The 25582-nt window shown below is 73.1% G+C and carries 26 protein-coding genes and 1 tRNA gene; 9 read left to right on the top strand and 18 right to left on the bottom strand.

The features are described from left to right. Window positions 1-136: 136 nt before the first annotated feature. Together ACGFI1_RS38055 and ACGFI1_RS38050 are read left to right on the top strand one after the other, a co-directional pair. Window positions 137-721: a Dps family protein gene (locus ACGFI1_RS38055; protein WP_138641370.1), complete on the top strand. Its 585-nt coding sequence runs from the start codon at window positions 137-139 to the stop codon at window positions 719-721. Between the two features lie 114 nt (window positions 722-835). After that, window positions 836-2437, top strand: a complete 1602-nt coding sequence (locus ACGFI1_RS38050; protein WP_392792537.1) for a serine/threonine-protein kinase — start codon at window positions 836-838, stop codon at window positions 2435-2437. Between the two features lie 18 nt (window positions 2438-2455). Here ACGFI1_RS38050 and ACGFI1_RS38045 read toward each other — a convergent pair whose 3' ends face one another. The 6 genes from ACGFI1_RS38045 to ACGFI1_RS38020 all read right to left on the bottom strand — a co-directional run bounded on the left by ACGFI1_RS38045 (window position 2456) and on the right by ACGFI1_RS38020 (window position 8449). Beyond that, window positions 2456-3115: a response regulator gene (locus tag ACGFI1_RS38045; RefSeq protein ID WP_138636979.1), complete on the bottom strand. Its 660-nt coding sequence runs from the start codon at window positions 3113-3115 to the stop codon at window positions 2456-2458. Further along, window positions 3112-4266 (bottom strand): sensor histidine kinase, encoded by a 1155-nt coding sequence (locus ACGFI1_RS38040; RefSeq protein WP_364548880.1) that lies wholly within the window; start codon window positions 4264-4266, stop codon window positions 3112-3114. The genes ACGFI1_RS38045 and ACGFI1_RS38040 overlap by 4 nt, the downstream gene beginning before the upstream one ends. Then, window positions 4263-5096, bottom strand: a complete 834-nt coding sequence (locus ACGFI1_RS38035; protein WP_392792536.1) for a CPBP family intramembrane glutamic endopeptidase — start codon at window positions 5094-5096, stop codon at window positions 4263-4265. Before ACGFI1_RS38035 ends, ACGFI1_RS38040 begins: the two co-directional genes overlap by 4 nt. A 224-nt stretch (window positions 5097-5320) precedes the next feature. Continuing rightward, complete coding sequence (locus tag ACGFI1_RS38030; protein ID WP_387069041.1) at window positions 5321-5731, bottom strand: VOC family protein; 411 nt, start codon at window positions 5729-5731, stop codon at window positions 5321-5323. Between the two features lie 10 nt (window positions 5732-5741). Continuing rightward, on the bottom strand, window positions 5742-7298 hold the full coding sequence (locus tag ACGFI1_RS38025) for an alpha/beta hydrolase domain-containing protein (RefSeq protein ID WP_392792534.1): 1557 nt from the start codon (window positions 7296-7298) through the stop codon (window positions 5742-5744). 146 nt (window positions 7299-7444) lie between these two features. Continuing rightward, window positions 7445-8449, bottom strand: coding sequence for an adenylate/guanylate cyclase domain-containing protein (locus ACGFI1_RS38020; RefSeq protein ID WP_392792533.1), 1005 nt, complete (start codon window positions 8447-8449; stop codon window positions 7445-7447). A 67-nt stretch (window positions 8450-8516) separates the two neighbouring features. Between ACGFI1_RS38020 and ACGFI1_RS38015 the strand changes: the two genes are divergently transcribed. Next, window positions 8517-9284: a MerR family transcriptional regulator gene (locus ACGFI1_RS38015; protein ID WP_392792531.1), complete on the top strand. Its 768-nt coding sequence runs from the start codon at window positions 8517-8519 to the stop codon at window positions 9282-9284. A 4-nt stretch (window positions 9285-9288) separates the two neighbouring features. On the opposite strand, the gene ACGFI1_RS38010 is transcribed toward ACGFI1_RS38015, so the two are convergent. The 3 genes from ACGFI1_RS38010 to ACGFI1_RS38000 all read right to left on the bottom strand — a co-directional run bounded on the left by ACGFI1_RS38010 (window position 9289) and on the right by ACGFI1_RS38000 (window position 13356). After that, a complete protein-coding gene (locus ACGFI1_RS38010) occupies window positions 9289-10926 on the bottom strand; it encodes an RNA polymerase sigma factor (protein ID WP_392792530.1) in 1638 nt (545 codons plus the stop codon). A gap of 207 nt (window positions 10927-11133) precedes the next feature. Further along, complete coding sequence (locus ACGFI1_RS38005) at window positions 11134-12744, bottom strand: long-chain fatty acid--CoA ligase (RefSeq protein ID WP_392792528.1); 1611 nt, start codon at window positions 12742-12744, stop codon at window positions 11134-11136. Window positions 12745-12876: 132 nt separating this feature from the next. Then, window positions 12877-13356, bottom strand: coding sequence for a SigE family RNA polymerase sigma factor (locus tag ACGFI1_RS38000; protein ID WP_138636987.1), 480 nt, complete (start codon window positions 13354-13356; stop codon window positions 12877-12879). Window positions 13357-13624: 268 nt separating this feature from the next. On the opposite strand from ACGFI1_RS38000, the gene ACGFI1_RS37995 reads away from it, so the two are divergent. Next, window positions 13625-14647 (top strand): hypothetical protein, encoded by a 1023-nt coding sequence (locus ACGFI1_RS37995; protein WP_392792526.1) that lies wholly within the window; start codon window positions 13625-13627, stop codon window positions 14645-14647. After that, complete coding sequence (locus tag ACGFI1_RS37990; protein ID WP_392792525.1) at window positions 14641-15462, top strand: MauE/DoxX family redox-associated membrane protein; 822 nt, start codon at window positions 14641-14643, stop codon at window positions 15460-15462. Before ACGFI1_RS37995 ends, ACGFI1_RS37990 begins: the two co-directional genes overlap by 7 nt. A gap of 116 nt (window positions 15463-15578) precedes the next feature. Here the strand turns inward: ACGFI1_RS37990 and ACGFI1_RS37985 are convergent, their stop codons facing one another. Continuing rightward, window positions 15579-15791, bottom strand: a complete 213-nt coding sequence (locus ACGFI1_RS37985) for a hypothetical protein (RefSeq protein ID WP_386874998.1) — start codon at window positions 15789-15791, stop codon at window positions 15579-15581. A gap of 293 nt (window positions 15792-16084) precedes the next feature. Here ACGFI1_RS37985 and ACGFI1_RS37980 point away from each other — a divergent pair, with 293 nt between their 5' ends. Beyond that, complete coding sequence (locus ACGFI1_RS37980) at window positions 16085-16684, top strand: dihydrofolate reductase family protein (RefSeq protein ID WP_392792524.1); 600 nt, start codon at window positions 16085-16087, stop codon at window positions 16682-16684. Window positions 16685-16688: 4 nt separating this feature from the next. After that, entirely contained in the window at window positions 16689-17294 is a 606-nt protein-coding gene (locus tag ACGFI1_RS37975; protein ID WP_392792523.1) for a dihydrofolate reductase family protein, read from the top strand. Window positions 17295-17483: 189 nt separating this feature from the next. On the opposite strand, the gene ACGFI1_RS37970 is transcribed toward ACGFI1_RS37975, so the two are convergent. Together ACGFI1_RS37970 and ACGFI1_RS37965 are read right to left on the bottom strand one after the other, a co-directional pair. Next, window positions 17484-18668 carry an AAA family ATPase gene (locus ACGFI1_RS37970; protein ID WP_449202385.1) on the bottom strand — a complete coding sequence of 395 codons (1185 nt, stop codon included), beginning with the start codon at window positions 18666-18668 and terminating at the stop codon, window positions 17484-17486. A 313-nt stretch (window positions 18669-18981) separates the two neighbouring features. Continuing rightward, window positions 18982-19992 carry a pirin family protein gene (locus ACGFI1_RS37965; RefSeq protein WP_392792521.1) on the bottom strand — a complete coding sequence of 337 codons (1011 nt, stop codon included), beginning with the start codon at window positions 19990-19992 and terminating at the stop codon, window positions 18982-18984. Window positions 19993-20159: 167 nt separating this feature from the next. On the opposite strand from ACGFI1_RS37965, the gene ACGFI1_RS37960 reads away from it, so the two are divergent. Further along, window positions 20160-20618: a MarR family winged helix-turn-helix transcriptional regulator gene (locus tag ACGFI1_RS37960; RefSeq protein ID WP_138636995.1), complete on the top strand. Its 459-nt coding sequence runs from the start codon at window positions 20160-20162 to the stop codon at window positions 20616-20618. A gap of 27 nt (window positions 20619-20645) precedes the next feature. Here ACGFI1_RS37960 and ACGFI1_RS37955 read toward each other — a convergent pair whose 3' ends face one another. After that, entirely contained in the window at window positions 20646-21065 is a 420-nt protein-coding gene (locus tag ACGFI1_RS37955) for a hypothetical protein (protein WP_138636996.1), read from the bottom strand. A 164-nt stretch (window positions 21066-21229) separates the two neighbouring features. On the opposite strand from ACGFI1_RS37955, the gene ACGFI1_RS37950 reads away from it, so the two are divergent. After that, window positions 21230-21964, top strand: coding sequence for a M15 family metallopeptidase (locus ACGFI1_RS37950; RefSeq protein ID WP_392792520.1), 735 nt, complete (start codon window positions 21230-21232; stop codon window positions 21962-21964). A gap of 12 nt (window positions 21965-21976) precedes the next feature. Here ACGFI1_RS37950 and ACGFI1_RS37945 read toward each other — a convergent pair whose 3' ends face one another. The 5 genes from ACGFI1_RS37945 to ACGFI1_RS37925 all read right to left on the bottom strand — a co-directional run bounded on the left by ACGFI1_RS37945 (window position 21977) and on the right by ACGFI1_RS37925 (window position 25525). Further along, on the bottom strand, window positions 21977-22144 hold the full coding sequence (locus ACGFI1_RS37945; protein ID WP_171069037.1) for a hypothetical protein: 168 nt from the start codon (window positions 22142-22144) through the stop codon (window positions 21977-21979). Between the two features lie 103 nt (window positions 22145-22247). Beyond that, window positions 22248-22336, bottom strand: a tRNA-Ser gene (locus tag ACGFI1_RS37940). A gap of 72 nt (window positions 22337-22408) precedes the next feature. Then, the gene (locus ACGFI1_RS37935; RefSeq protein ID WP_392792519.1) at window positions 22409-22549 is read right to left on the bottom strand and encodes a hypothetical protein; all 141 of its coding nucleotides are present in this window, start codon (window positions 22547-22549) and stop codon (window positions 22409-22411) included. A 325-nt stretch (window positions 22550-22874) separates the two neighbouring features. Then, window positions 22875-23264, bottom strand: coding sequence for a signal peptidase I (locus ACGFI1_RS37930; protein ID WP_386875005.1), 390 nt, complete (start codon window positions 23262-23264; stop codon window positions 22875-22877). Between the two features lie 23 nt (window positions 23265-23287). Beyond that, window positions 23288-25525 carry a MinD/ParA family ATP-binding protein gene (locus tag ACGFI1_RS37925; RefSeq protein ID WP_392792517.1) on the bottom strand — a complete coding sequence of 746 codons (2238 nt, stop codon included), beginning with the start codon at window positions 25523-25525 and terminating at the stop codon, window positions 23288-23290. Between the last annotated feature and the right edge of the window lie 57 nt (window positions 25526-25582).

The raw sequence follows: 25582 nt of genomic DNA, 5'->3' as shown, positions 1-25582 counted from the left end.
GATCGGACAATCCCGGGCCCCGGTGCGAGACCAGGGCGGCGACCAGGGCGGTGACCAGGGACCGGACCCGTTTGGCCCCCTCGCCGGGTGGAACACACCCTTCGCCATTCGATGTGAACCCGGAAGGAACCCGCACATGAGCACGGACGGGACCCGACCCGCCGGCAGCCAGCCATGGCTGCACCAGCACGGACGCGAGATCCAGCAGTTCGGGACGGTACGGCAGTTCCCGCTGGCCCTCTCCCGTGACGCCCGCTTGTACTCCTGCCAGCGCCTCAACCGGATCCTGGCGGACACGCAGATCCTCTACGCGCTCTACAAGAAGCACCACTGGCTCGTCCGGGGGCAGACCTTCTACCAGCTGCATCTGCTGCTGGACAAGCACGCGGGAGAGCAGCTCGCGCTGGTCGACACCATCGCCGAGCGGGTGCAGACCCTCGGCGGCGTGGCCGTCGGCGACCCGCGGCACGTCGCCGAGATCACCGCCGTCCCGCGCCCGCCGGACGGCGTCGAGGAGGTCCCGGCGATGCTGTCCCGGCTGCTGGAGGCCCACGAGATCATCCTCACCGAGGCGCACGACGCCGCGGCGCGCACCGCCGAGCAGGGCGACGACGGCACCAACGACGTGCTCGTGTCCGACGTCATCCGCACCGGGGAGCTGCAAGCCTGGTTCCTGGCCGAGCACCTCGTCGACACGCCGCTCGTCGTCGCCGACCACTGAGCGGGCGCGGCGGCCCGCTCCCACCCGGCCCGGGTGTAGTCCGGGCCGGGCCTCGTCGCCCACTGGTTGTGTTTTGCTCCGCTTTGCCGGGGTTCGTGGGCTTAGGCTGTCGCCGTGACCTCTGCGAAGACGGTGATCGACGGCCGTTTCGAACTGCGCGACCGCCTCGGCAGCGGCGGCATGGGCACCGTCTGGCGCGCGTTCGACCTCGCCCTGGAACGCGAAGTCGCGCTGAAGGAGGTGCGGCTCGCCGAGGCCGGGGCCGCCGACCCCGACCCGGACGTCGCGCGGATGCTGCGCGAGCGGGTGATGCGCGAGGCCCGCGCCCTCGCCCGGCTCGACCATCCGAACGTGGTGACCATCCACCACATCGTGGACACGCCCGACATGCCGCACCCGTGGCTGGTCATGGAGCTCGTCCGCGGGGAGTCCCTGCACGACCGGCTGGCGCGCGGGCCGCTGAACCCCGGGGAGGCCGCCGCCGTCGGGCGCGGGCTCCTGGCCGCGCTGCGCGCCGCGCACGAGGCCGGGATCTGCCACCGGGACGTCAAGCCCGCGAACGTCCTGCTGCGCGCGGACGGGACGCCGGTCCTCACCGACTTCGGCATCGCGGTGCTCCGGGAGGCGTCCCGCGTGACCGCCACCGGCGGGCTGGTCGGCTCGCCGGAGTACATCGCGCCGGAACGGCTGAACGGGCACGAGGGCGACCCCGCCTCCGACCTCTGGTCCCTCGGCCTGCTGCTCTATGTGGCCGTCGAGGGGACCAATCCGCTGCGGCGGTCCACGACGGCCGCGACGCTCGCCGCCATCATGACGGCCCAGGTGCCGCCGCCCCGCAACGCCGGGGCTCTGGCGCCCGTCCTGCAGTCGCTGCTGGTCCAAGAGCCGACGGCCCGTCCCACGGCCGACCAGCTCGACCACATGCTCGCCCAGGTCGCCGGGCAGAGCCCGACGCACCTGTCCTTCGCCCCCGGCCCCGCTCCTACTCCTACTCCTGCTCCCGCTCCTGGCAACGGCCCCCGCACCTACCCCGCGCAGGCGGCCCCTCCGCCGCAGCGGCGGCGGAGCCGGGCCGGGCTGATCGCGCTCATCGCCGCCGTCCCGGTGGTCACCGCGATCGCCGCGCTCATCGGGACCGCCTTCGTCGTCCTTCCCGGCCTCCTGGACGCGGCCGGCGAGTCGGCGTCCCTCGGCGAGGGCCGTCCCAACACGTCCCCGACCGACAGCCTCGCCGAGACCGGCAGCGGCCCGAAGGAGCCCGCGACCCTGCTCACCCCGGCCGCCGTCCGGGACGTGATCAAGAAGTTCGCGGCGGCCTCCGGCAGCAGGGAGTTCGCCGAGCTCACCGTGTACCCCGAGCACGCCGACGCCGACGCCCCGGTGGCCGGGCGGCGCGGCGCCTTCGACAACTACACCTACGAGAAGGGCGCGGACGCGGCGGTGCGCCGCCGGCCCAGCATCGCCATCACGACCGGCGACGCCAAGGTGAACCCCGCGACCTTCGACTGGAACGCGCTGCCCGCGCTGATGCGCCGCGCGGAGCGCACGCTCAAGGTGCCCAAGCCGACCAACCGGTACGTCATCGTGAAGGCCGCCTGGACGTTCAATGGCGACCAGCCGACGATGATGGTCTACCTCACCGACGACTACGGCGGCGGCTACCTCGCCGTCAACCGGAAGGGCAAGGTCATCAAGACCGTCCCGTCCAGCTCGTAGGCCGCCCGGCGCCGGGGGTCAGGTCACCAGGCCGCGGCGGTAGGCGTAGACGACCGCCTGGACGCGGTCGCGCAGGTCGAGCTTGGTGAGGATCCGCGACACGTACGTCTTGACGGTCTCCTGGCTGATCACCAGCGTCCCGGCGATCTCGCTGTTGGACAGGCCGTCGGCGATGAGGCGCAGGACCTCCAGCTCGCGCGGGGTCAGCGCGGTCTCGGGCGGGGTGTCCTCGGTGGGCCGGATCCGGGCCGCGAACCGGCCGACGAGCTGCCGCGTCACCTCGGGCGCGAGCAGCGCCGCCCCCGAGGCGACGGTGCGGATGCCGTGCAGCAGCTGAGCGGGCGGGGCGTCCTTCAGCAGGAACCCGCTCGCCCCCGCGCGCAGCGCCTCGTACACGTACTCGTCGAGGTTGAACGTCGTCACCACGAGCACCTTCACGGGGTCGGCGACCCCGGCGCCCGCGAGCAGCCGGGTCGCCTCGATGCCGTCGAGGACGGGCATCCGGACGTCCATCACCACCAGGTCGGGCTTCAGCCTGCCGACGAGGTCGACGGCGGTGCGGCCGTCGCCGCACTCGCCCACCACCTCCAGGTCGGGCTGCGCGTCGATGATCGTCGCGAAGCCGGTGCGGATCAGCGCCTGGTCGTCGCAGACCAGCACCCGGACCGGATCGGTCACGAGCCGCTCCCCGCGGGGATGCGCGCCCGCACGGTGAAGCCGCCGTCCGGCCGGCCGTCCGCGCTGAACTCGCCGCCGAGGGTGCCGACCCGCTCGCGCAGCCCGGTGAGCCCGCGCCCGCCGCCCCCGGGAGACGCGGACCGCGACCCGGACCCGTCGTTCCCGACCTCCACGGTGATCTCCTTTTCGGCGTAGCGGACGCGTACCTCGGTACGGCTGCCGTGAGCGTACTTGAGCGCGTTCGTGAGGGCCTCCTGAACCACCCGGTAGGTGGTGAATTCGGCGTTACCGGTCGAGGTGGCCGGTGTGCCCTCCTCGGTGAACTCCACTGGCTGCCCGGCCCGCCGCGTCTGCTCGACGAGCGTCCCGAGGTCGTCGATCGACGGCATCCTCGGCTCGGCGCCGTGGTCGGGGTTCAGCACGTCGAGCAGCTGCCGCAGGTCGCTGATGGCGCGCCGGCCCGTGTCGGTGACGGCGGTGAGGGTGTCGTCCAGCCGGTCGGGCGCGGCGGTCAGGTAGCGCGCCGCCTCCGCCTGGACGACCATCGCCGTCACGTGGTGGGTCACGACGTCGTGGAGTTCGCGGGCGATGCGGCTGCGCTCGGCGGCGCGGGTGGCCTCGGCGAGGCGGAGGCGGCGCTCGGCCTCGGCGGCGCGGGTGGAGCGCAGCCACGCCCCCACGCCCCACACGACGCCCAGGGCCAGGTAGAACGTCACGTACTCGTCCGGCCGGTCGCCGCCGCCGGCCCGGTCGAGGGCGACCGCCAGCACCGCGTACGCCGCGGTGACGACGACGAGAACGGTGCGGCGGAACCGCTCCTGGTGCGCGCCCATGCTCAGCACCGCGATGGCCAGCCCGGTGCCCGCGAACGTGTGGTAGCCGCGGAGCTGGTCGATCGCGAAGCCGGCCGCGACGACGGCGAGGCACACGTCCGGCCACCGGCGGCGCACCACGAGGGGGAGGCCCTGCAGGACGACCGCCACGATCGCCAGCGCGTCGTAGGGCCGGTTCGCGACGTCGCCGACGTGGGTTCCGTAGCCGTGCAGGGCCGGGATGAGCGACCCGACCACCAGCACCAGCGCGAGGGGCAGATCCCGGACCATGACGTCCCATCGGCGCCACATGTCCGGGATCGTCCGGAGATCGATCACTGGGCGAGGCTAGCGGTCGCGGCGGCGCGGTCGCGGCGCCTCCGGGGAACCAGGTTGCCGCGCCGGTGGGCCAGCCGCATGAAGAAGACCGTCAGCAGGGCGCCGAACACGACCGAGTACAGGCTCGCCTCCGGGCCGAACTCCCCGCCGCTGATCAGGGTCGGGCCGGAGGTCACGCCGTCCAGCAGCCCCTCGGGGGCGTCCTTGCCGGAGACCGCGGTGCCGAAGATGCCGGCGCCGGCGAAGTTCCAGGCGAAGTGCAGGCCGATCGGCAGCCACAGGCTCCGGGTCGCGGCGTAGGCGGCGCCGAGCATGCCGCCCGCCTCGATGGCGATGGCGATGGCGCCCCAGAAGGTGGCGTTCTCGTTGCCCAGGTGCATCAGGCCGAACACCAGGCCGGTGAGCGCCAGCGACCACCAGGTGCCGATGCGCTTCTCGACGATGCGGAACAGGACGCCGCGGAAGAGCAGTTCCTCCGTCACCGCGGCGGCGGCCATGAAGCCGACCAGCGCGATCGGGCCCGTCCACGAGCCGATGCCGTCGACCTCGTAGTCACCGAGGAAGGCGAGGTTGACGATGACGGCGCCGAACATCGCCAGGCCGATCAGCGCGCCCCGGCCGAGGGCGGGCAGCGCGCCCTCGCGGGCCAGCTCGTCCACCGGGCGGCGCTCCGTCCGGCCGACCACGAAGGCGTACACGACCAGCGCCAGCACGGCGGACGCGAGGCCGAGGCCGAGCGTGGGGAGCGTGCTCCACGTGACCGCCTGGGTGGCGGCGCCGCCGATGGCGGCGACCGCCCCGACCGCCAGGAGCTGGATCAGCAGCTTCATGGTGACTCCTTCGCGAGATCCCCGCGGCATGGGCGCCGCGGCCAGGAGAAACGCTATGGATCACGCGATTCGGAATCTTCACCGTGCGGTGGACACTCTCCGGTAGCTCGCTCGGGGGACAAGCAGCCCGTCCCGGCCCGGACGTACCGGGCCGGGACGGGGGACGGACGGGTCGGTGGACAGGTCGGTGGACAGGTCGGTGGACGGGTCGGCGGACGGATGGATCAGCGGTGCTCCTGGACGCGGAGCAAGTTCCCGGCGGGGTCGCGGAACGCGCAGTCGCGGATCCCGTACGGCTGGTCGGTCGGCTCCTGGACGATCTCGACGTCGTGGGCCTGCACCTTCTCGAAGGTCTCGTCGAGGTTCGGGGTGGCCAGCAGGATCCAGCCGTAGGTGCCCTTCGCCATCATCTCCGCGATGGTGCGGCGCTCGTCCTCGGTGATGCCGGGGTCGGTGGCGGGCGGCGCCAGCAGGATCGAGGTGTCGGGCTGGCCGGCGGGGCCGACCGTGATCCAGCGCATCTTGCCCTGCCCGACGTCGTTGCGGACCTCGAAGCCCAGGACGTCGCGGTAGAAGGCCAGGGACTCCTCCGGGTCGTCGTGCGGCAGGAAGCTCGTGTGAATGGTGATGTCCATGGACACCACGCTAGGCACGGCCTCCTGACCTGCGCTTCTCGATTCCTGACCGATTCGGTCCGGACTCGGCCGCGGCGACGATCGCCGCCGCGTCCTCCGGCAGGAGGTAGCGCGCGTCCACGGACTGCTGCGCGGCGGCCCGCACCTTGGCCACGTAGTCGGCGTGCGTCGGGTAGAGGCTGCTCAGCACCGGTTCGGCGGTGCGGGGGAACGACGGGTCGGACGGGTCGCCGCCGTCGTGCCGGTCCCACGGGTCGGCGTCGCCGTTCCACGGGTCGCTGGCGCCGTACAGCCCGCAGAAGATGCCGCTGCCGCTGGTGTCGCGCTCGCCGCTGAGGGTCCGGGTGGGGACCGCGACGTCCGGAAGCCGGATGCCGCCGGTGGCGAGGCCCGTGCGCGGGTCGCGCAGGACCGTGCTCAGCTCCGGCCCGCTCGGCGGCGCCGCTCCGCCCCGCGCCCAGCCCGCCAGCAGGCGCAGCGCGGCGTTCATCGAGTAGTGGCCGGGGCCGTCGTTGAACGGCGCCGATCCGGCGGCGCAGTCGGGCTTGGGCGCGGCGTCGCCGGCCGACTTCCTGATCGTGGGACCGCCCAGGTCGAACGCCCACTGGTCGCCGTGGGCGGTCCCGGCCAGCTCCCAGTGGACGACGGTTCCGGTGTCGGGCTGCCGGGCCGCGAACGCGCCCGGGACGTCGGTCTCGGTGAGCACGACGAACGTCGGGACGGTCAGGTCCGTCCTGATCCGGGACGGGTTCGGCATCCACAGGATGTCGGCCAGCTCGCCGCTGATCGGGGACGCGACGGCGCTGTTGCTGTGGATCATGAAGCCGTCGTAGACGCGCGCGACGGGCTGGACGGCGTTGGCGTAGGTGGTCATGAAGCCGGCGGACTGCGACTCGCCGTCCGCGAGCAGCGTCGTGACCTTCAGCCCGCCGAGCGGGTCGGGGCCGTCCGGGCTGCGCAGCGCCCGCCCGGCCTGGGAGAAGATGTCGTACGCGTAGGCGTCGCCGGGGTGGACGAGGGTGCCGTAGCGGGCCGGGTCCCAGCCCTTGAGCCCCTTGATCTCGCCGAGCCCGCCGTTGACGCCGACCGACTGCGCGGAGACGCCGACCCAGGCGTACCCCTTGCGGAGCAGCTCGTCCCGCGTGAACCAGTAGTCGGGGGAGATTTCGAGCTGGCCGCTGACGTTGAGCCATTCGACCACGACGGTGCCGTTGAACTTCGCCGGATCGGCGGGGCGGCGCACCAGGAGCCGGCTCTTGAACGCCGCGCGGCCGGACTCGCGCACGTCCCAGCGGCCGTCCGACCGCCAGAGGCCGGCCTTGGCGTAGGACGCGGCCGTGCCGGAGAAGAAGTACTCGCTTTCGGTGTAGCCGAACGAGCCGAGGTCCTCGGCCGCGGCCAGGAACGGGAAGCCGTGCTCACCGGCGGGCGGGACACTGGTCACCGGATCGGTGGCCGCATGGGCGGCGGGGACGGCGGCCGGGGCGCTGAGCAGTGCCGCGGACAGCACCGCCCCGAGGGTCGCGGCGGCCGCCCGCCGCTTGGGGAGCCGTAATGCCAGGCGCATGGTTGCCTCCGTGGAAGCGGGTTGGGGGAAGCACAGTGTCCGCCGCCCCCGGCGCCTGAGGCATCGCGCGAATCACCGGCCTTCTCCTCCGCCGCAGGCCGCCGAAGGCCGGTCACGACCGACACGGCGCGCTCGGCGGCGGGCGATCAGGCGCGGCGGGGGCGGCGGAGCACGTAGGGCCGCACGCGGCCCAGTCCCTGGAGCGGGCGGGGGCGGAGGCCGGACGTGTGGAAGGCGCCGGACGGGAGGGCCGCCGCCAGGTCCGGCCCGGCCAGGACCGTCCCCGGATAGGCGGTGGAGGTCAGCCGGGCGGCCATGTTGACCGGTGTGCCGAACACGTCGCCCAGGCGCTGAATGACCTCGCCGTACGCGAGACCCACGCGGACCTGCGGGAAGTCGGGGGCCTCGTTGAAGTGCTCCGCGACGCGCAGGCCGATCTCGGCGGCGGCGGACGGGGACGGGGCGACGAACAGGACCTCGTCCCCCAGGGTCTTCACGACGCGGCCGCCCGCCTCGGCGACGATCTCGGCGGTCGCCGACTCGAAGCGCTCGACGAAGGCGGCGAGGCCGTCCCCGTCGAGGCGGCGGCTCAGGCGGGTGAAGGACACGACGTCGGCGAAGCCGACGCCGAGGTGGGCGAGGCCCGCCGCCGGGTCGGACTGGGCGGCGGCCGTGGTCGCGGCGGCGCGCATGCCGGCGGCGGTGAGCTGGCGGCGCCAGCCCTGCAGCAGCAGCCGCTCGAACGCCGGGCGCAGCTCCTCGGTGGCGGCCAGCGCGGCGGTGACCAGCTCCGCCGTGACGGGCTCGTCGGACGGCAGCGCGGCGAGCCGCTGCAGCCACACGTCCCCGAGCCAGCTCGCGAGCCGGCCCATCGTCTGGCCGACGGCGCGGGCGAGCTGGAGCACCATCTCCTCGTCCACCATCGCGTGGGAGAGCAGGTCCTTGATCTCGCGGAGCGCGGCGACGTCGCCGTCGGTGAACGCGACCTCGTCGTCGGGCGGGGCCGGGAAGCCGAGCGCCTGCCAGATCCGGCGCGCGTAGTCGTCCGTGACGCCCGAGAGGGCCTCGACCTCCTTGCGCGTGTAGCGCAGGGGGCCGCCGAGGAGGGTCTCCTCGATGTCGTCCGCCATGCCGGGCAGCCTATGTGCCATCGGACGATGTAACAATGCCGCGCGGGTAAGATCACGGGGGGACATCGAACGAGCCGGCGGACGGGGCATGGCCGAGTACCGAATCGACGAGCTGGCGCGGCTGGCCGGAAGCACCGTGCGCAACATCCGCGCCTACCAGGACCGGGGGCTGCTGCCGCCGCCGCGCCTGGAGGGCCGCGTCGGGCTCTACGACGACTCGCACCTCGCGCGGCTCCGGCTGATCGGCAACCTGCTCGGCCGCGGCTACACCTTCGCGGTCATCAAGGACCTGCTGTCGGCGTGGGAGACGGGCAAGGACGTCGGCGAGGTGCTCGGGCTGGAGAAGGTCCTCACCGACCCGTGGTCGGACGAGATTCCCGGCACCACCACCTACGAGGAACTGGTCGAGATCTTCGGCGCCGGCCTCGACGAGGACGAGGTGGCCCGCGTCCGGGAGCGCACGATCGAACTCGGTCTGATCGAGCCGGACGGCGACACGTTCCGGGTGCCGAGCCCGCGCCTGCTGCACGTCGGCGCCGAACTCGTCGCCGCCGGCATCCCGCTCGACTCCGTCCTCGACATCGCCGCCGAGATCCGCGCCGACTGCGACGTGATCGCCGGACGGTTCGTCAACCTCGTCCAGGAGAACGTCTTCGACCGGCTGGAGCGGCAGCCGTCCCCGGACGGCGCCGAGGTCGCGGAGATCGCCGCCGTGGTCCGCCGGATGCGGCCGCTGGTGAAGATGGTCGTCGACCCGTTCATCGCGCGGGCGATGGAGGCCCGCGTCCAGGAGGCGCTCGGCGAGCGGCTCGAAACGCTCCGCGACGCGCTGGAGCGGCAGCCCGCCGACGGCTGAGCCGTCACAGCAGGGTGGCGCCCCAGACGACCTTCACCTGGTGGCTCGCGCCCTCGGAGTCGGTGAACGTGAGCGTGCCCTGGCCGGGCAGCCCGATGAGGGCCGTGCGGAGGGTGAGCGTCAGTTCCGTCGTGCCGCCCGCCGACATGCCGCCCTGCATCTCCGAGAGGATCAGCTGGTTCGACGACGTCATCGCCGTCCACGACACCGGCCCGCTCTCGGCGGCGAGGCTGACGTGGGCGGTCTTGGTGCCGTACATCTCGACCTTGGCGGGGTTCACCACGAGGACGCCGGTCTTGGCGGGCGGCTGCGTCGGCTGCGCCGGCGGCGTCGGCGAGGACGGGTCCGTGGGGTGCACGGTCGTCTTCTCGTCCGGCCGCAGGCCGGGGGACGGCTGCACGGGCCGGGCCTGCGGCCCCCCGCTCGGGCCCCCGGGCGACGGGTGCCCGCCGCCGCCGGAGCCGCGCTCCTGCGGCGACTCGTGGGTGATCGACGGCTGCGGGCCCGTGCGGAACGGCGGCCATGACAGCGTGCCGCTGCCGATGCCGGGCCCCATCACGAACGCCGCGACCAGCGCTGCGACGAGCGCGCCCGCCATGCCGCCGACGGTGAACAGCCAGCGGCGGGTGAACGGCGACGGCACGTCCGGCTGGCTCGGCAGGCCGGACGGGGTGAGCGGGCCGCCGCGCGCGGCGATGTCGGCCCGGTAGCCGGCCAGCTCCGGGTCGGTGGCGGTGTGCATGACGCGGTGCCGCAGCGCGGCCGGCAGCACCGGCGCGGGCGCCCGGCGCAGCAGCGCTGCGGGGGACACCCGGCCGCGGCGCAGGCAGGCGAGGCAGTCGGCGACGTGCCGCTCGGTCTCGGGGTCGGCGGGGGAGTCGTCGCCCCCGCCGCGCAGCATCCGCAGCACCCGTCCGGCCGGGCCGGGACGGGCGGCGGGCGCGGGCGGCGCCGCCTCCTCGGCCTCCTCCGCCGGGGCGCGGGCGGCCAGGACGGCGATCCCGGCGTCCCCCGCGGCTTCGGGGGCCTCCTCCACCGGGCCCGCCGCGCAGGCGCGCTCGGCGGCGCGGACCGCGTCCCGGAGGGCGTCCTCCAGCTCGGCGCGGACCTTGCGCACCCGCATCGCCGCCCGCCGCGGCGACAGCCCGAGCGCGGCGCCGAGCCGGGCGGGCCGCAGCCCGTGCCGGAACGCCAGGAGCATCACCTCCTGGTCGACCGGCTCCAGCCGGGCGAGGGCGGCGCGCAGCAGGCGGTGCATGTCGCCGGACGGCGGCCAGTCGAGGCCGGGGCCGTCGCCGTCGGCACGGTCCGGGAACGGCGGGTCGGCGAACTCGGCGTCCCGGTCGAAGAACAGCGCCTTCGCGCGGCCCCGCCGGACGCAGCGCCGCCGCGCCGCCCCGTACAGCCAGGAACTCAGGTACAGATGGTCGCGCATCCGGGGGGCCCGGCGGCAGGCGTCGATGAACGCGTCATGGACGATGTCGGCCGCGACCTTCGCATCGCCCGACATTGACAGTGCGTAGTCATAAAGGCGCTCGGCGTACTCGTCGTAGAGTGCGGCGAGCGCCGCCTCGTCGCCTTCGTTCAGCCCCTTGACCAGCTTGTGGTCGGCCGAGCGTGCGGAGGTGGACAACCTGGGCATTCACGCTCCCGGCAGCGGCATGAGGGGTCCGCCCCCACGGGGGTCATCCGGACAATCAGCCCACCTTGCATACACCCGCGGACCCCATTCGCACCACATCATCTCCCGAAATCACCATTAAGGTAACACCCGGGCGCGTTATCGCCTCTCTCCGTGCCCACGTGGCGCATGACTCGTCGTCAGAATCGAGTCAGCCGCCCGGCCGGCTCAGTCCGCGCGGCGAACCTCCAGGTCACCGTCGGCGTACCGGCGCCGCAGCACCTTCTTGTCGAACTTGCCCACGGACGTCTTCGGCACCTCGGCGATGAACGACCACCGCTCGGGCAGCTGCCACTTCGGGATTCGGTCGGACAGGAACTCCCGCAGCGCCGCCGGGGTGACCTCCGCGCCCTCGCGCAGCACCACCGAGGCCAGCGGCCGCTCCTGCCACCGCTCGTCGGGCACGCCGACCACGGCCGCCTCGACGACGTCCGGATGCGCCATCAGATGGTTCTCCAGCTCCACCGACGAGATCCACTCGCCGCCGGACTTGATGACGTCCTTCGCCCGGTCGGTGAGGACGAGGAAGCCGTCCGCCGACAGCGTCCCCACGTCCCCGGTGCGCAGCCAGCCGTCGTGGAACTTCGCGGGGTCCGCGTCGAGGTGGTAGGCGCCGGTGATCCACGGGCCGCGGATCTCGACCTCGCCCACCGCCTCGCCGTCGTTCGGCAGCACCCGGTCGCCGTCCCCGACGATCCGCATCTCCAGGCCCGCGAGGACGCGGCCCTGGCTGATCCGGGCCCGCCACGCGTCGTCCGGCGCGGCCTTCGCCGGCGGGTGCGCGACCGACGCGACCGGCGAGGTCTCGGTCATCCCCCACGCCTGCACGATGCGGACGCCGATCTCGTCGAACCCGCGCATCAGCGCCTCCGGCACCGCCGACCCGCCGCACGGCACGAGCCGCAGCGAGCTGAGGTCGGACCCGTGCTCCCGCGTGTACCGCAGGACGTCCGACCAGATCGTCGGCACCGCCCCGGCGACCGTCGGGCGCTCGGTCTCGATCAGCCGGACGAGCGGCTCGGCCTGCAGGAACCGGTCCGGCATCGCCAGCGAGGCGCCCGCCATCACCGCCGCGTAGGGCATCCCCCAGGCGTTCGCGTGGAACATCGGGACCACCGGCAGCACGACGTCGGACGCGCTCAGCCCGATCGCGTTGCCCGTGCACGTCGCCATCGAGTGCAGGTACGCCGACCGGTGCGAGTAGACGACGCCCTTCGGGTTCCCGGTCGTGCCGCTCGTGTAGCACATCGCCGCCGCGGACCGCTCGTCGATCTCCGGCCACGCGAACTCCGCCGGCGCCGCGTCCAGCAGCTCCTCGTACCCGTGCAGCTCCTTGCCCGCGCCCTCCAGCGGCGCCCGGTCGCCGTCCCCCACCACGACCACGTGCTGGACGGTCTTCAGCTGCGGCAGCACCGGCGCCAGCAGCGGGATCAGCGACCCGTCGACGATGACGACCCGGTCCTCGGCGTGGTCGGCGATGTAGACGAGCTGGTCGGGGAACAGCCGCAGGTTGAGCGTGTGCAGGACGGCGCCCATCGACGGCACCGCCAGGTACGCCTCCAGATGCTCGGCGTTGTTCCACATGAACGTGGCGACGCGCTGGTCGCCGTCCACCCCGAGGCCGCGCAGCGCCCCGGCCAGCCGGCCGGCGCGCTCCCCGACCTCCGCGTAGCTCCGGCGCCGCGCGCCGTCCCCCGTCCAGGTGGAGACCTCGGCGGAACCGAAGATCTCCGCGCCGTAGCGCATGATCGTCGTAATCGTCAGCGGGAAATCCTGCATGGTGCTCCACATGAGCGACCTCCAGCTCGCAGCGGATTCCAGAACCGGATTCTTGCAGTGTTGGCCCAGGGGGGCGACCCCCTGGAATCCCTGTTTGCGTAGGGGGAGTCGCTCCCTGGGCCAAGCCTGCGGCTAGTACAGCTCCCTTAGGCGGGCCATTGCTCGGGAGACGGTGGATTTCACCGTGCCCACGCTGACGCCGAGCACTTCGGCGATCTCCCTTTCCGACATGTCCTCGTAATAGCGGAGCATGACGGCGAGGCGCTGCCGCTCGGGGAGGCGGTCGAGCGCGCGGCCGAGGGCGTCGCGCATCTCGCTGCGGTCGGTGTGGTCGTCGACGGGGCGGTCCGGGAGCCGGTCGGTGGGGTAGACCTCCAGTTTGCGGCGCCGCCACCAGGAGATCTGCGTGTTGACCATGGCGCGCCGGACGTAGCCGTCCACGGCGGCGCGGTCCTCGATACGGTCCCAGGCGAGGTAGGTCTTGGCGAGGGCGGCCTGGAGGAGGTCCTCGGCCTCGGCGCGGTCGGAGGTGAGCCGGGTCGCGGCGCGCAGCAGCACGGGCCCGCGTTCCGCCACGTACGCGCGGAACTCCTCGTGCCGCGTCGCGTTCACTTCACCACCGGACCAAGGGGTTGCGGAGCCGCCGTCGGCGACTCCCGGGTATGGTCGACCCTCGCATGAAGATCGTAATTCCGGGCCTACAAAAACTACATATCCGGGTCAACCAGTTCATAATCTTCATCCCAGGTAGATCAGACATCCCCCGGCGGTCGACTTATCGCGACAAATCCGTCGACAGGCCGAGTCACGGGACGTGACCCTTGACGCACCGTCGTCCCGTCGGTCGCCCAGAGTGATCAATCCTGCCGGAGTCTCCGTGATGCCGCCCTCCCCGCGCACCGACGCACGCCTCGAAACGCGCGCACGCCTCGCCACGGCCGCGCGGCGCCGGCGGCGGGAGGCCGTCTTCGGGATGGCCGCGCCCCCGTCACAGGACGCCGAGCCGCCGCTGCGCGCGCTGGCCGGGACCGTCCTCGACGCCAGCCCGCACCTGCTCGTGGTGGACGCGGGCGGCACGGAGGTCCGGCTCGCGATGAGCGACGCCACGCGGATCTGGCACGGCGGGCGCGGGGGCCTCGCCGCGCTCCGTCCGGGCCGTCCCGTGGTCGTCCGGCAACGCGGGGGGACGGCCGGCGCCGGGGCGCCGGGGGTGGCCGCCGCCGACCGGGTGTGGGTCGGGATCGGACGCGTCGCCGGCACGATCTCGGCGTGCGGGAGGGACACCGTGGAGGTGGACATGGGGGCGCACCGCGGGCGCGCCCATGTGGTGATCCCCCCGCACGCCCTGCAGCGGATCCTGGTCCGGCACCCGCGGCTGGAGCCCGGATACCTCCTCGACGTGATCTGCGTCGGGACCCCCGACGGTCCGCACGCGGTGCGGCCCGGCACGTCCCAGCCCGGATACCGCGCGGACGACCTCGCCGCGCCCGATGCGACGGCCCCCGTGCCCGAGGTGCTGCACGGCACGGCGACCTGGTTCGGGGACGCCGACGGGGCGGCGCCGGACGGGGCGGCCTATCCGGCGGTCGACTCCGAGGGGACCTCCGGCGGGTGCGCGGACGCCCCGTCCGGTTGCGTCCCGTTCCCGTACCTGTCGCTGGGCGGGGAGCTGACCGTCCGCAACGAGTGCGGCGGGCGGGCCGCGACCGTCCCGGTGATCGAGTGCGGCTGCACGGCGGCCCGCTTCTGCGACCGGTGCGTGGAGTGCGACGCGTCCCCGCGCGGCCGGATCGTCGAGCTGACGCCCGTCGCGTTCGCCGGGCTCGGCGGCGACTTGGAGGCGGGGTGCTTCAATGCCTCCGTCCGCCCGCACCTGCCGCCCGCCGAGGAGGGGCCATGGTGACCGCGTTCCAGAACACGCAGGTGCTCCTGCTGGCGGCGGTGCTGCTCGCCGCGGGCGCGGCGAAGCTGATCGTCCGGGAGCGGACGGCGGGCGCGCCGCCCGACCACGTCCACGGCGTCCCGGTGCCGGCCGGGCTCGCGCGGCTCACCGCGCTGCGCGGCAGCCGCGGCATGGCGGTCGGCCTCGGCTTCGGCGAAAGCGTCCTCGGGCTCGCGCTGCTGGTCACCTCGCACCTGTCGGTGCGGCTCGCGACGACGGTCGCGTTCGCCGCCGCGACCTGGGTGGTCGGGGAGCTGCGGGTCCGCAGGCCCGACGCCGGATGCGGCTGCTTCGGCGGCCTCAGCGGCAAGCGGGTCGGGCGGCGCAGCGTGCTGCGGGCCGTGCTGTTCACCGGCGCGGCGGTGGCCTCGCTCGGTGCGCCGCTCGCGGGCGTGGACGTGCTGCGCGACGTGCAGGTCCAGGTGGGGCTCGTCTTCGCGGTCGAGGTGGCGCTGTTCGCGGCGCTCTCCCCCGAGCTGGCCGAACTGGCGGAGCGCCGCCGGCGGCCCGCCGGCCTGCCGAGCGAGCGGCGGCGCAGCCCGCTGGCGGAGACGTACGCGGCGCTGTACGCGAGCGCGGCGTGGGCCGAGCACGAGAACGCGATCGCCAGCGCCGTCCCGCTGGACGTGTGGCGCGAGGGCGGCTGGCGGTTCGTCGCGTTCGCGGGCCGGGTGGACGACCGCGACGTGGAGATCGTCTTCGCCGTGTCCACGGCCGAACGGGACCGCACCGTCCGCTCGGCGATCGCCGTCCCCGACCTCTCTGCGCCCGTCTAGCCCCATATTGGACAGGCCCAATAGCCCCGTAGAGACCTCTCGACCGGGTGAACCGGGGGTGGCCGTTGGGGGCCGCGGCCCCGGCGGGGGCGCGGCCCCTCGCTCACGCGGCGAGATCACCAGGTGGCGTCGTCGCTCCCCGACTCGTCCTCGAAGCTCCCGAAGTCGTCGTCATGGCGGGACGGCCCGCGCACTCCGCCGGGCGAGGACTCGTCCTGCCACCGGTAGCGCCCCGGGTCGTGCTGCGCCGCCGGCTCGTCCTGGACGTCGTCGTCCTGATTGAACTGGTGGTCCGGATCCTGACCGCGGAACCGGTCGTCGTCTGCCATGTTTCCCCCCGACATGCACGTCCTGCCCGTCACATGGCCATACGTCGCCTATCTACCCATTCACCGAGGCCCTCACGTGCGTCCCGCGGTCAGTGAGGCGGCATGGTGATCGAGGAACAGCCGGGCGATCAGATCGCCGCGCGACCGGCGCCCGACCGCGACCCGCGCCGGATCTCCCGCTGGCGCGGGCCCCGGTCGGGATACCACCCGGCTCCGCGATCTCACATTCTGGGCACGTACCAGGTCTCACCCGGACGGCGTCACCCCGCCGGACATACCGAAAGGACCCGAATGTGAGTCAGAGCGTGCTGTACATGTCGATGTCGGTGGACGGGTTCATCGCCGGGCCCAATGCGGCGCCAGGCAACGGGCTCGGCGACAAGGGGCATCGGCTCCACGAGTGGTTCCTGCCGGATGCCGACGCCGAGCACAGAAGGGACCTCGACCGCCTGGCGGGCGTGAACCGCGAGGTCATGGACGAGGCCATGGCCACCGGGGCGGTCGTCGCCGGGCGGCGGACGTTCGAACTCGCCGGCGGCTGGGGCGGCGACCACCACGACGGCGTGCCGATCTTCGTCCTGACCCGCCGCCGGGCCCCGGAGCCGCAATGGCCCGGGGTCACCTATGTGAACGACGTGACGGCCGCGATGAACGCGGCCAAGGACGCGGCCGGCGACAAGGACGTCCTGGTCCACGGAGCCCGCACCGCGCGGCTGGCACTCGACGCGGGCGTCCTCGACGAGCTGCAGATCCACCTGGTCCCGGTCCTGCTCGGCCAGGGCGAACCGCTCTTCGCCGACATGCCGCCCGACCACATCGAGCTCGAACTGCTCCGCGCCGCGGACGGGGCGGGCGTGACCCACCTGCGCTACCGCGTGCGGACGGAGGGCTGAGGCGATGGCGACCATCCGCCTGTACATGACCATGTCCCTGGACGGTTACGTCGCCGGGCCGCAGGACGGCCCGGACGCGCCCATGGGCATCGGCGGCTTCCGGCTCTTCAACTGGCTCGACCGCCGCAACGACCCGGGACCCAGCGGACAGGTGTACCGGGAGGTACTGGCCACCCGCGCCGTCATCTCCGGCCGCCGCACCTACGAGCACGCCGGCCGCTGGCAGGGCGACCATCACGACGGCGTTCCCGTCTTCGTCCTGACCCACGACGTCCCGGACGACTCGCCGCCGGGCAGCGTCCGCTACGTCACAGACGCCGCCGAGTGCGCCGCCCGGGCCCGCGCGGCGGCCGGCGACGCCGACGTGATGGTGCACGGCGCCGGAGCGGCCCAGGCCCTGCTGCGGGCAGGCCAGCTGGACGAACTGGAACTGCACGTCGTCCCAGTCCTGCTCGGCCAGGGCCGCCGCCTGTTCGACGACCTCCCACCCGAACACATCGAACTGGCCCCGATCCGCCGCCTGGCCACCCCGCAGGCCGAGGACCCCGCAAAACAGGTCATGCACCTGCGCTACCGCGTCGACACCCAGAACCACCACGTGTTTCTGTGAGCGTCTAGTGCTTTATACGAGAGATGTTAGAGAGCTTTAGATTTGCCCAGAGGCGTGGCGAGGGAAATATACGGCTCTCTATGGCTGGGGCTAGAGAGGCGTATATTCGGCTGACGGCGCGGTGTCGATGCGGCTTTCTAGGGTTCTCTAGCCTTTTTGCTAGAGAAGTTGATAGAGCCTAAGCGGGCGTCAGGCGGGTTGGGAGCGGAGGAACTTGCCGAAGTGCGGGACCGTGAAGGCGACCATGCCGCGTTCGGCGCTGTAGATGAGGCCCTTCTTGATGAGTCCGTCGCGGGCGGGCGACAGGCTGGACGGTTTGCGGCCCAGTTCGTCGGCGACCGAGGCCGTGGGCACCGGGTCGTCGCCGAGCATGGCCATCGCGCGCATGTAGTCGCGCTCGGCGGGGGTGGCGCGCTCGTAGCGGCTGCCGAAGAAGCCGACCGCGAGTTCGCTCTCCGCCTCGGGGGCGGCGACCTTGATGTCGTCCGCCGTGATCGGGGTGTCGGGGGCGACGTCCCAGACGACCTTCGCGTACGCCTGGACGAAGTAGGGGTAGCCGTCGGCCGCGCCGTACAGGGCGTCGAGGGCGTCCTCGGTGAAGGTGACGTCCTCGCGCTCGGCGGGGGCCATCAGGGCATGGTCGGCGGACTCCCGGTCGAGCCGGTCGATCCGCGCGTACCGGAACAGCCGCTCGGAGTAGGACTTGCTGGCCGACAGGACGGCCGGCAGGTGCGGCAGGCCCGCGCCCACCACGATCAGCGGCCCGCCGACCTGCGACAGCTCGTGGCACGCGGCGCACAGCGCGGAGACGTCGTCGGCGGGGATGTCCTGCATCTCGTCGACGAACAGGGCGATCCCGACGCCGACGTCGGTCGCGACGGACGCGGCGTCCACGAACAGCTCGGTGAGGTCGATCTCCAGGTCGCCGGAATCGGCGCGGCCGCGCGCGGCGGGCACGTCGATGCCGGGCTGCCAGCGGTGCGCGCGCGCCTTGGCCTTGCCGGACGGCTCGGGGCCCGACTGGGCGAACGCCTTCAGCACGCCGAGGAACTCCTCGATGCGGTCGGGCGCGCGGTGCCGGGGCGCGAGTTCGCGGACGGCCCGGTGCAGCGCGGAGGCGACCGGGCGCCGGATCGACTGGTCGGGCCGGGCCTCGATCTTGCCCGTCCCCCACAGCCGCTGGATGGCCATCGACCGGAACGCGTTGAGCAGCACGGTCTTGCCCACGCCGCGCAGCCCGGTGACGATCATGCTGCGTTCGGGGCGGCCGCGGGCCACGCGTTCGAGCACCACCTCGAACTGCTTGAGCTCGCGGTCGCGGCCGGCCAGCTCGGGAGGGCGCTGCCCGGCGCCCGGGGCATAGGGGTTGCGCACGGGGTCCACGCTGTCGGACTCTATGAGGCGATATAGCTGCGGCCGTAGATTTGCGTAGAAAACGCTGCGGCGTGTCGCCTGCCGCCGCCCGCAGCGCGCCGGGGCCTCATGCCCTCGCGTGGCCGTCGCCACCATGTCGCCTCCCGAGGCGAGCGCGTTCCGAACAAGTCGAACTGCTGTTCGACTGTTCGAACACAGTAGCGCATGCGCCGGGTCGCGTCACGCGAACCGCGACAACGACCCGGCCGCCGTCGGAAAAGGCCCGGGGCGGGCCTGTCCGGAGCGGGGTACCGGACAGGACCGCCCGCGGGAGTCAAGCGAGGGACTCGTCGGCGTCGGACCGGTGCGGCACCTTCTCCGCGGGGACGGTGCCCATCCGTCCGGCCTGGAAGTCCTCGAAGGCCTGGATGATCTCGTCACGGGTGTTCACCACGAACGGCCCGTACCGGGCGACCGGCTCGCGGATCGGCAGCCCGCCGAGGATCAGGATCTCCCACCCGTTCGCGCTGGCGGACGGCTGGGCGTCGGCCGCGCGGACGACCAGCCCGTCACCGGTGCCCTTGTTGTGGGTGCCGGCGAACACGGCGAGCTGGCCCTCGTCCAGGCCCACTTCCTCCACGCCGACCGTACCGCGCCCGGAGAGCACGTACACGAGCGCGTTGAACTCCCGCGGCCACGGCAGCGCGAGCCTGGCGCCCGGTGCGACCGTCGCGTGCAGGTAGTTGATCGGCGTGTAGGTGACGCCGGGGCCGTCGTACCCGGCGACCGATCCGGCGATGACGCGCACGAGGGACGAGCCGTCGTCGGCCGCCAGCAGCTTGACGTCGCGGGCCTCGATGTCCTGGTAGCGCGGCGCGACCCACTTCTGGGCGCGCGGCAGGTTCACCCACAGCTGGACGCCGTGGAACAGCCCGCCCTTGTCGACCAGCTCGGGCGGCGGCTGCTCGATGTGCTGGATCCCGGACGCGGCCGTCATCCACTGCGTGGCGCCGTCCGAGATGAGGCCGCCCCCGCCGGTGGTGTCCTGGTGCTGGAACGCGCCGTCGATGATGTAGGTGACCGTCTCGAACCCGCGGTGCGGATGCCACGGGGTGCCCTTCGCCTCGCCGGGCGCGTACTCGACGGCGCCCATGTGGTCGAGGAGCAGGAACGGGTCGGCCAGGGACAGGTCGATGCCCGGGAAGGGGCGCCGGACCTGGAACCCCTCGCCTTCGAGGTGGCGCTGGGCGGTCACGACCTTGGCGACGCGGCGCCAGTCGGTGTCCGCCTGCGGCAGCAGCGGGAGGCGGGGCAGGGTCAGCGGGTCGGCCATCACGGCAGGCATGGGGTTCTCCCTCGTTCGGGTGCCCGTCCCGGCCGGGCGGTGCACTGCTCCCCGGAACGTAGTTGAATCATCAACTATTCCGCCGTACGGGTCCGGCGGCGGGTACTGCTACCGTGAAGATAGCGCGCACTAGTTGAATCTTCAACATATGTTCTATACTTCCCGGTATGAGCGAACCTCGCTGGCTCGACGCCGCCCAGCAGCGCGATTGGCGGGCATACGTGGACGGCAGCGTCCGGCTCACCGAGATGATGGACCGGGACCTCAAGACCAAGCACGGCCTGTCGGTCTCGGAGTACGAGATCCTCGTCCGGCTGTCGGAGGCTCCCGAGCGGCGGCTGCGGATGGCCGAACTCGCCGAGAACGCCAGCCAGTCCCGCAGCCGGCTGTCGCACACCTGCTCCCGCCTCGAAGGCAAGGGCCTGGTCAAGCGCGACAGCTGCCCCAACGACAAGCGCGGCGTCTTCGCCCACCTCACCGACGACGGGTACGCGGCGCTCGAACGCGCCGCCCGCGACCACGTCGAGACCGTCCGGACGTTCTTCATCGACGTCGTCGACCCGGCCGACCTTGAGGCCGTCGGGCGCGCGTTCAGCCTCGTCCTGAAGCGCCTCGGCCCCGCCTGACCGAGCGCGGACAAGGCAGAGGGCGGGTCAGAGGGGGAACGTCACCCCGGTCAGGAAGCCGACGGACACCAGCGTCAGGAACACCCAGGCGAGCATCATGCCGATGCCGAACGTCCGCCACCGCCCCCCGACCTTCCACACGAGCAGCCCGCCGAGCCCGTACGCCAGCAGCAGCAGCGTGACGAACTGCGGCAGCAGGCTCGGACGGCGGCTCATCATCAGCGGCGCCCACATCATCACGATGTCGACGAACAGGAACACGCAGAAGCCCGCCGTCAGCGCCTTCACGTCCCGCCCGAGGAACACGCGCGCGCGCTCGACCAGGACCTGCGCCCTGTCCGCGGGCAGCCGCGGCTGCACGGCTCCCTGCTCCACCTCCACACTGTGCGCCACGGCGAAGATCTCGTCTTCGAGGCTGGGGAGGTCGCTCTCCTGAGCTTCCGTCATGCCGGCTCCCTGCGACCGGACGTCACCGGGCGACATGCCCGGCGGTTGAGTCAGCGTCCACGGCCCGTCCGTCCCGGCCCCTATCCGGCGGGCGCGCGTTCAAACGCACGGTAGCGAACCAGTGGCGTCGCACGTACCGCTCCTGACCTGCGTATGCTGCAAAGATGCCAGGTAGAGGGCCGATTTCCAGCGCGACCATCCTCGCCGCACTGCTCGGGGTGGCGCTCGTGGCGACCGGATGTGGCCGCGGCGACGAGTCCGGCGAGTCGCCGCCCGCCACCCCGCCCACCGCGTCCGGCACGCCGTCGCCGCCGGCGGCCCCGACGAACCAGGGCTTCCAGGCCGCGGTCAAGAAGGTGACCGCCGGCGACCTGAGTGCGTCCTGGCGCAAGGGCTGCCCCGTGGCGCCGTCCGGGCTGCGGATGATCGAGATGACCTACTGGGGGATGGACGACCGGCCGCACACCGGCGGCCGCCTCGTCGTCAACGCCAAGGCGGCCGACGACCTCGTCTCCGTCTTCAAGAAGCTGTACGCCATGCGCTACCCGATCGAGCGCATGGAGCCGGTCGACAAGTACGGCGGCAGCGACTTCGACTCGATCGAGGCCAACAACACCTCCGCGTTCAACTGCCGCAACGCGACCGGGTCCGACTCCTTCTCCCAGCACGCCTACGGCCTCGCCGTCGACATCAACCCCTGCCAGAACCCCTACGTCTACGCGGACGGGCGCATCGCCCACAAGGACTGCGCGAAGTACAAGAACCGCGAGCTGGACGCGCCGGGCATGATCCACGCCGGCGACAAGGTGGTGAAGGCGTTCGCCTCGATCGGCTGGGGCTGGGGCGGCGAATGGAGCGGCGCCAAGGACTACCAGCATTTCAGCAGCTCGGGCCGGTGACCCCGGCGTCGGCTAGCCGAGCATCATGATCGCGCCGACGAGGACCACGACGACCGCGACCACCGCGACGACGCCGACGATCAGACCGACGTTCGGGCCGGACTTCTGCGGCTGCGCCTGGCTGGCGAAGTTCTGGAACTGGTGCGTCGTGCCCGCCGGATCATTCGGTGTCTGCGACATGCCGAAGAGGGTAACGGATGCCTTCCGCACGAGTCGGCCCCTTTGTAACGTTCGGCGAGTCCCACGGCGAACGTCCCGCATGGGCGGGGTGCACCCTTCCGAGCGGAGAGTGTGGGATTCGAACCCACGAGGACTGTCCCCAGCCCTGGGCGCTTTCAAGGCGCCTGCACTAGTCCACTATGCGAACTCTCCCGGCGGCCGTTCATGCGGCCACCGACCACGATAGCGGTCACCGCAACCTGCCATCGACCGCATATGCGGAGTTCACCCGACCCTGACATCGGCGCGCGCGCGGTCGCAGCCGCACGGCTTGCGTCCGGCGGTGAACGCCATCGTCGCAGTCCCCTGCACCACGCCGGTCTTGCCGCGCCTAGACGTGGTCACCCGCACGGGCAGCCCTGCCAAGGGACGCGCCTCACCACTGAGGGTCACTTGCAGGGCGTCCGGCCCAGCCCAATTGCAGGCAACCTGCCCGCACGAAGGCGTCGCCTTCCGTGCGGGGACAGGCAGGGCCGTGCACGGCAGTTCCCCGACGCAGACACGGACGCGCCAGCCGTCGCCCACCAACTGCCCCAGGCCCGACACGGTGACGGTCACCGGCGGCCCGCACGGCGAGCACACCACCTGGCCGGACGAAGAACCCGAGCAGCCCGCGCACAGCGCCAGGACCGCCGCGGCCGGCGCCGACCGCACTCTGCCGATCATGGCCGCTGGGACGCGCCCCGGCCGCCTACGGTTCCTCAGAGGCTTCGTCGGGGACGCGGTAGCCGGGAATGGACGGCCACCGGACCGTCATGACGACCGACTCCTCCTCGGCCTCCCACGAGTGGTCGACGCCCCGCCCCCACACCACGTAGTCGCCCTGCTCGGCGAGGACCACGTTCCGGCCGGGGAACTCCAGCCGGAACCGGCCGCTGATCAGGACGAGCAGCGCGGTGCGCTTCTCGCCGTCCGTCCACTGGGCGCGCCGCTCCCCCTTCGGGTGGACGCCCCACTTGATCTCGACCTCGTCGCTGTGCCGCAGGTCCCCGGGCGCCTTGAAGTGCCCGAGCAGCCACCCCCGGTCCCCGGCCGCGTCCGGCCCCGCCTTCCCCACGTACAAGCCATCGACGTCCGTCACGGAACGTGACCCTACCCGGCCGGTCAGGGCTGGGGCGGGCGCTGGAAGGCGAAGCCGTCGCCGACGACGGCGGCGAGGGTGAGGTACGCCTCGCGCGTCGCGGGGGCGAGCTGCTCCAGCTCGACCTCGGCGCCCTCCTCCAGGTGGTCGTCGTAGGGGATGCGGACGACCGCGCGGCAGCGGCTCTCGAAGTGCGCCTGGAGCTTGTCGAGGTCGACCTGGCTGCGGGTCCGGTTGCGGACCATCGACAGGACGACGACGCCGTTGCGGACGAGGTGCCCGTGGTCGTGCGCCTCCAGCCAGTCGAGGGTCGCGCTCGCGGAGCGGGCGCCGTCCACCGACGGGGAGCTGACCAGGACGAGCTGGTCGGCGAGGCTCAGCACGCCCGCCATCGCCGAGTGCAGCAGCCCGGTGCCGCAGTCGGTGATGCAGACCGAGTAGTACTGCTCCAGGACGACGGCGACGGCGGCGTAGTCCTCGGCGGAGAACGCCTCGCTGACCGCCGGGTCGCGGTCGGAGGCGAGGATCTCCAGCCGCGCCTCGTTCTGCGAGGTGAACGCGCGCACGTCCGCGTACCGGTGGATGTTGTCGCGGTTGTTGAGCAGGTCGCGGACGGTCGCCGCGGTCTCCAGCCGCACCTTGTCGGAGAGCGTCCCGCGGTCGGGGTTGGCGTCCACCGCGATGACCCGGTCGCCGCGGAAGGAGCCGAGCATGGAGCCGAGGCCGGTGGTGGTGGTCGTCTTGCCGACGCCGCCCTTCAGCGACATGACCGCGACCCGGTGGTGCCCGCCGGCGACGGGGGTGCGGGCCCGCGCGATGAGGTCCTTGCGGCGCAGCTCACCCTGCGACTCGCCGGGGTGGATGCCGCCCGCGGTCGCCTTGTAGACGGCGCGCCGCCACCCGGAGGACGGCGCGATGCGGCGCTCGCCCAGGAGGTTCTCGGAGCTGAGGCTGTCGGTGTTCTGCGGCTCCTGCTGCGGCGGGGCGGTGTGCCCCGGCGGCATCATCTGGCCCTGCTGCGGGCCCGGGGGCGGGCCGTAGCCCGGGTAGGGCTGCCCGGTGTTCGGGTCGACGGGCACGTACGGCTGGCCGGTGGCGGGGTTGATCTGCTGGTACTGCTGCGCGGGGGCGTTGGGGTCCTGCGCGTACGGCTGGCCGGTGTTGGGGTCGACCGGCAGGTACGGCTGGCCGGTGTTGGGATCGACCGCCGCGTACGGCTGGCCCGTGTTCGGGTCGACCCCCGGATACGGCTGCCCCGTGGTCGGGTCCACCGCCGGGTACGGCTGCGGGTACTGCGCGGGAGGCGGGGCGTACGGCTGGCCGGCGTTCGGGTCGGGCTGCGGGTACGGCTGCGCGGTGGTCGGGTCGGCCGGCGGGTACGGCTGGGCGGCGCCGTTGGCGTCCTGCGGGTACGGCTGGACGGCGCCCGGCTCCATCATCGGCGGGAACTGCGGGGCGGCGATGTCGGCCGCCAGCGGACGGCCGGTGGCCGGGTCGATCGGCACGTAGGGGCGGCCGGAGTCGTCGGTGTCCTGCGGGTAGGGCTGCCCGGTGGCGGGGTCGACCGGCTGGTACTGCCCGGCGGCGTTCTGCTGCTGCGCGAACTGGTCGGACGGGTACGGCGGCAGCTGGTCGAGGGGCGGGGCGGAGCCGTCGCCCGCGTCGTACGGCGACTGCTGCGGGGGCTGGGGCGGCTGCGGGACCTGCGACGGGTCGTAGACCGGGGCCGGGTAGTACGGCGGCGGGAGCATCCCCCCGTCGAACGGCTGCGGCATCGGGCCGCCCTCGTAGGGCGGCGGCTGCGGGACGGGCCCACCCTCGTAGGGCGGCGGCTGCGGGACGGGACCGCCGTCGTAGGGCGGCGGCTGCGGGACGGGACCGCCGTCGTAGGGCGGGGGCTGCGGCGGGCCGAAGTTCTCCGCGCCGAAGCCGGTGCTCTCCGGGGCGCCCTGGAAGGCGGGCGGCGCGGCGAGCCAGGGGTTGCCGTTCTCCGGGACGGGCGGCGGCCCCTGCTGCTCCGGCGCGGGAGGCTGCTGTTCCGGCGCGGCGCCCTGCTGCTCCGGCGCGGCCGGCGGTGGCCCCGGCGCGGCGGGCGGCTCGGGCGCGGCCGGCGGCTCCGGCGGGGCGTTCTCCTGCTGGGCGGGGGCGGACCGCGCCGCCTGCTCACCGTCCCGGGCCGGTTCCGCCGTGTCGCCGCTCATCGCGTCCAGAGAGGCCAGCCGCTCCTCCAGGGAACGCCCGTCGTGCTCGTTCCTCGCCACCGTTTATCCCCCTCGGGCACGCCTCTGATGATCAACACGGTGCAGGTGGGCAAAATG

Source organism: Actinomadura geliboluensis, from assembly GCF_043197915.1.
GTDB lineage: Bacteria > Actinomycetota > Actinomycetes > Streptosporangiales > Streptosporangiaceae > Spirillospora > Spirillospora geliboluensis.
Note: the sequence above shows the minus strand (reverse complement) of the source record. Positions and strands in the feature narration are given on the sequence as shown.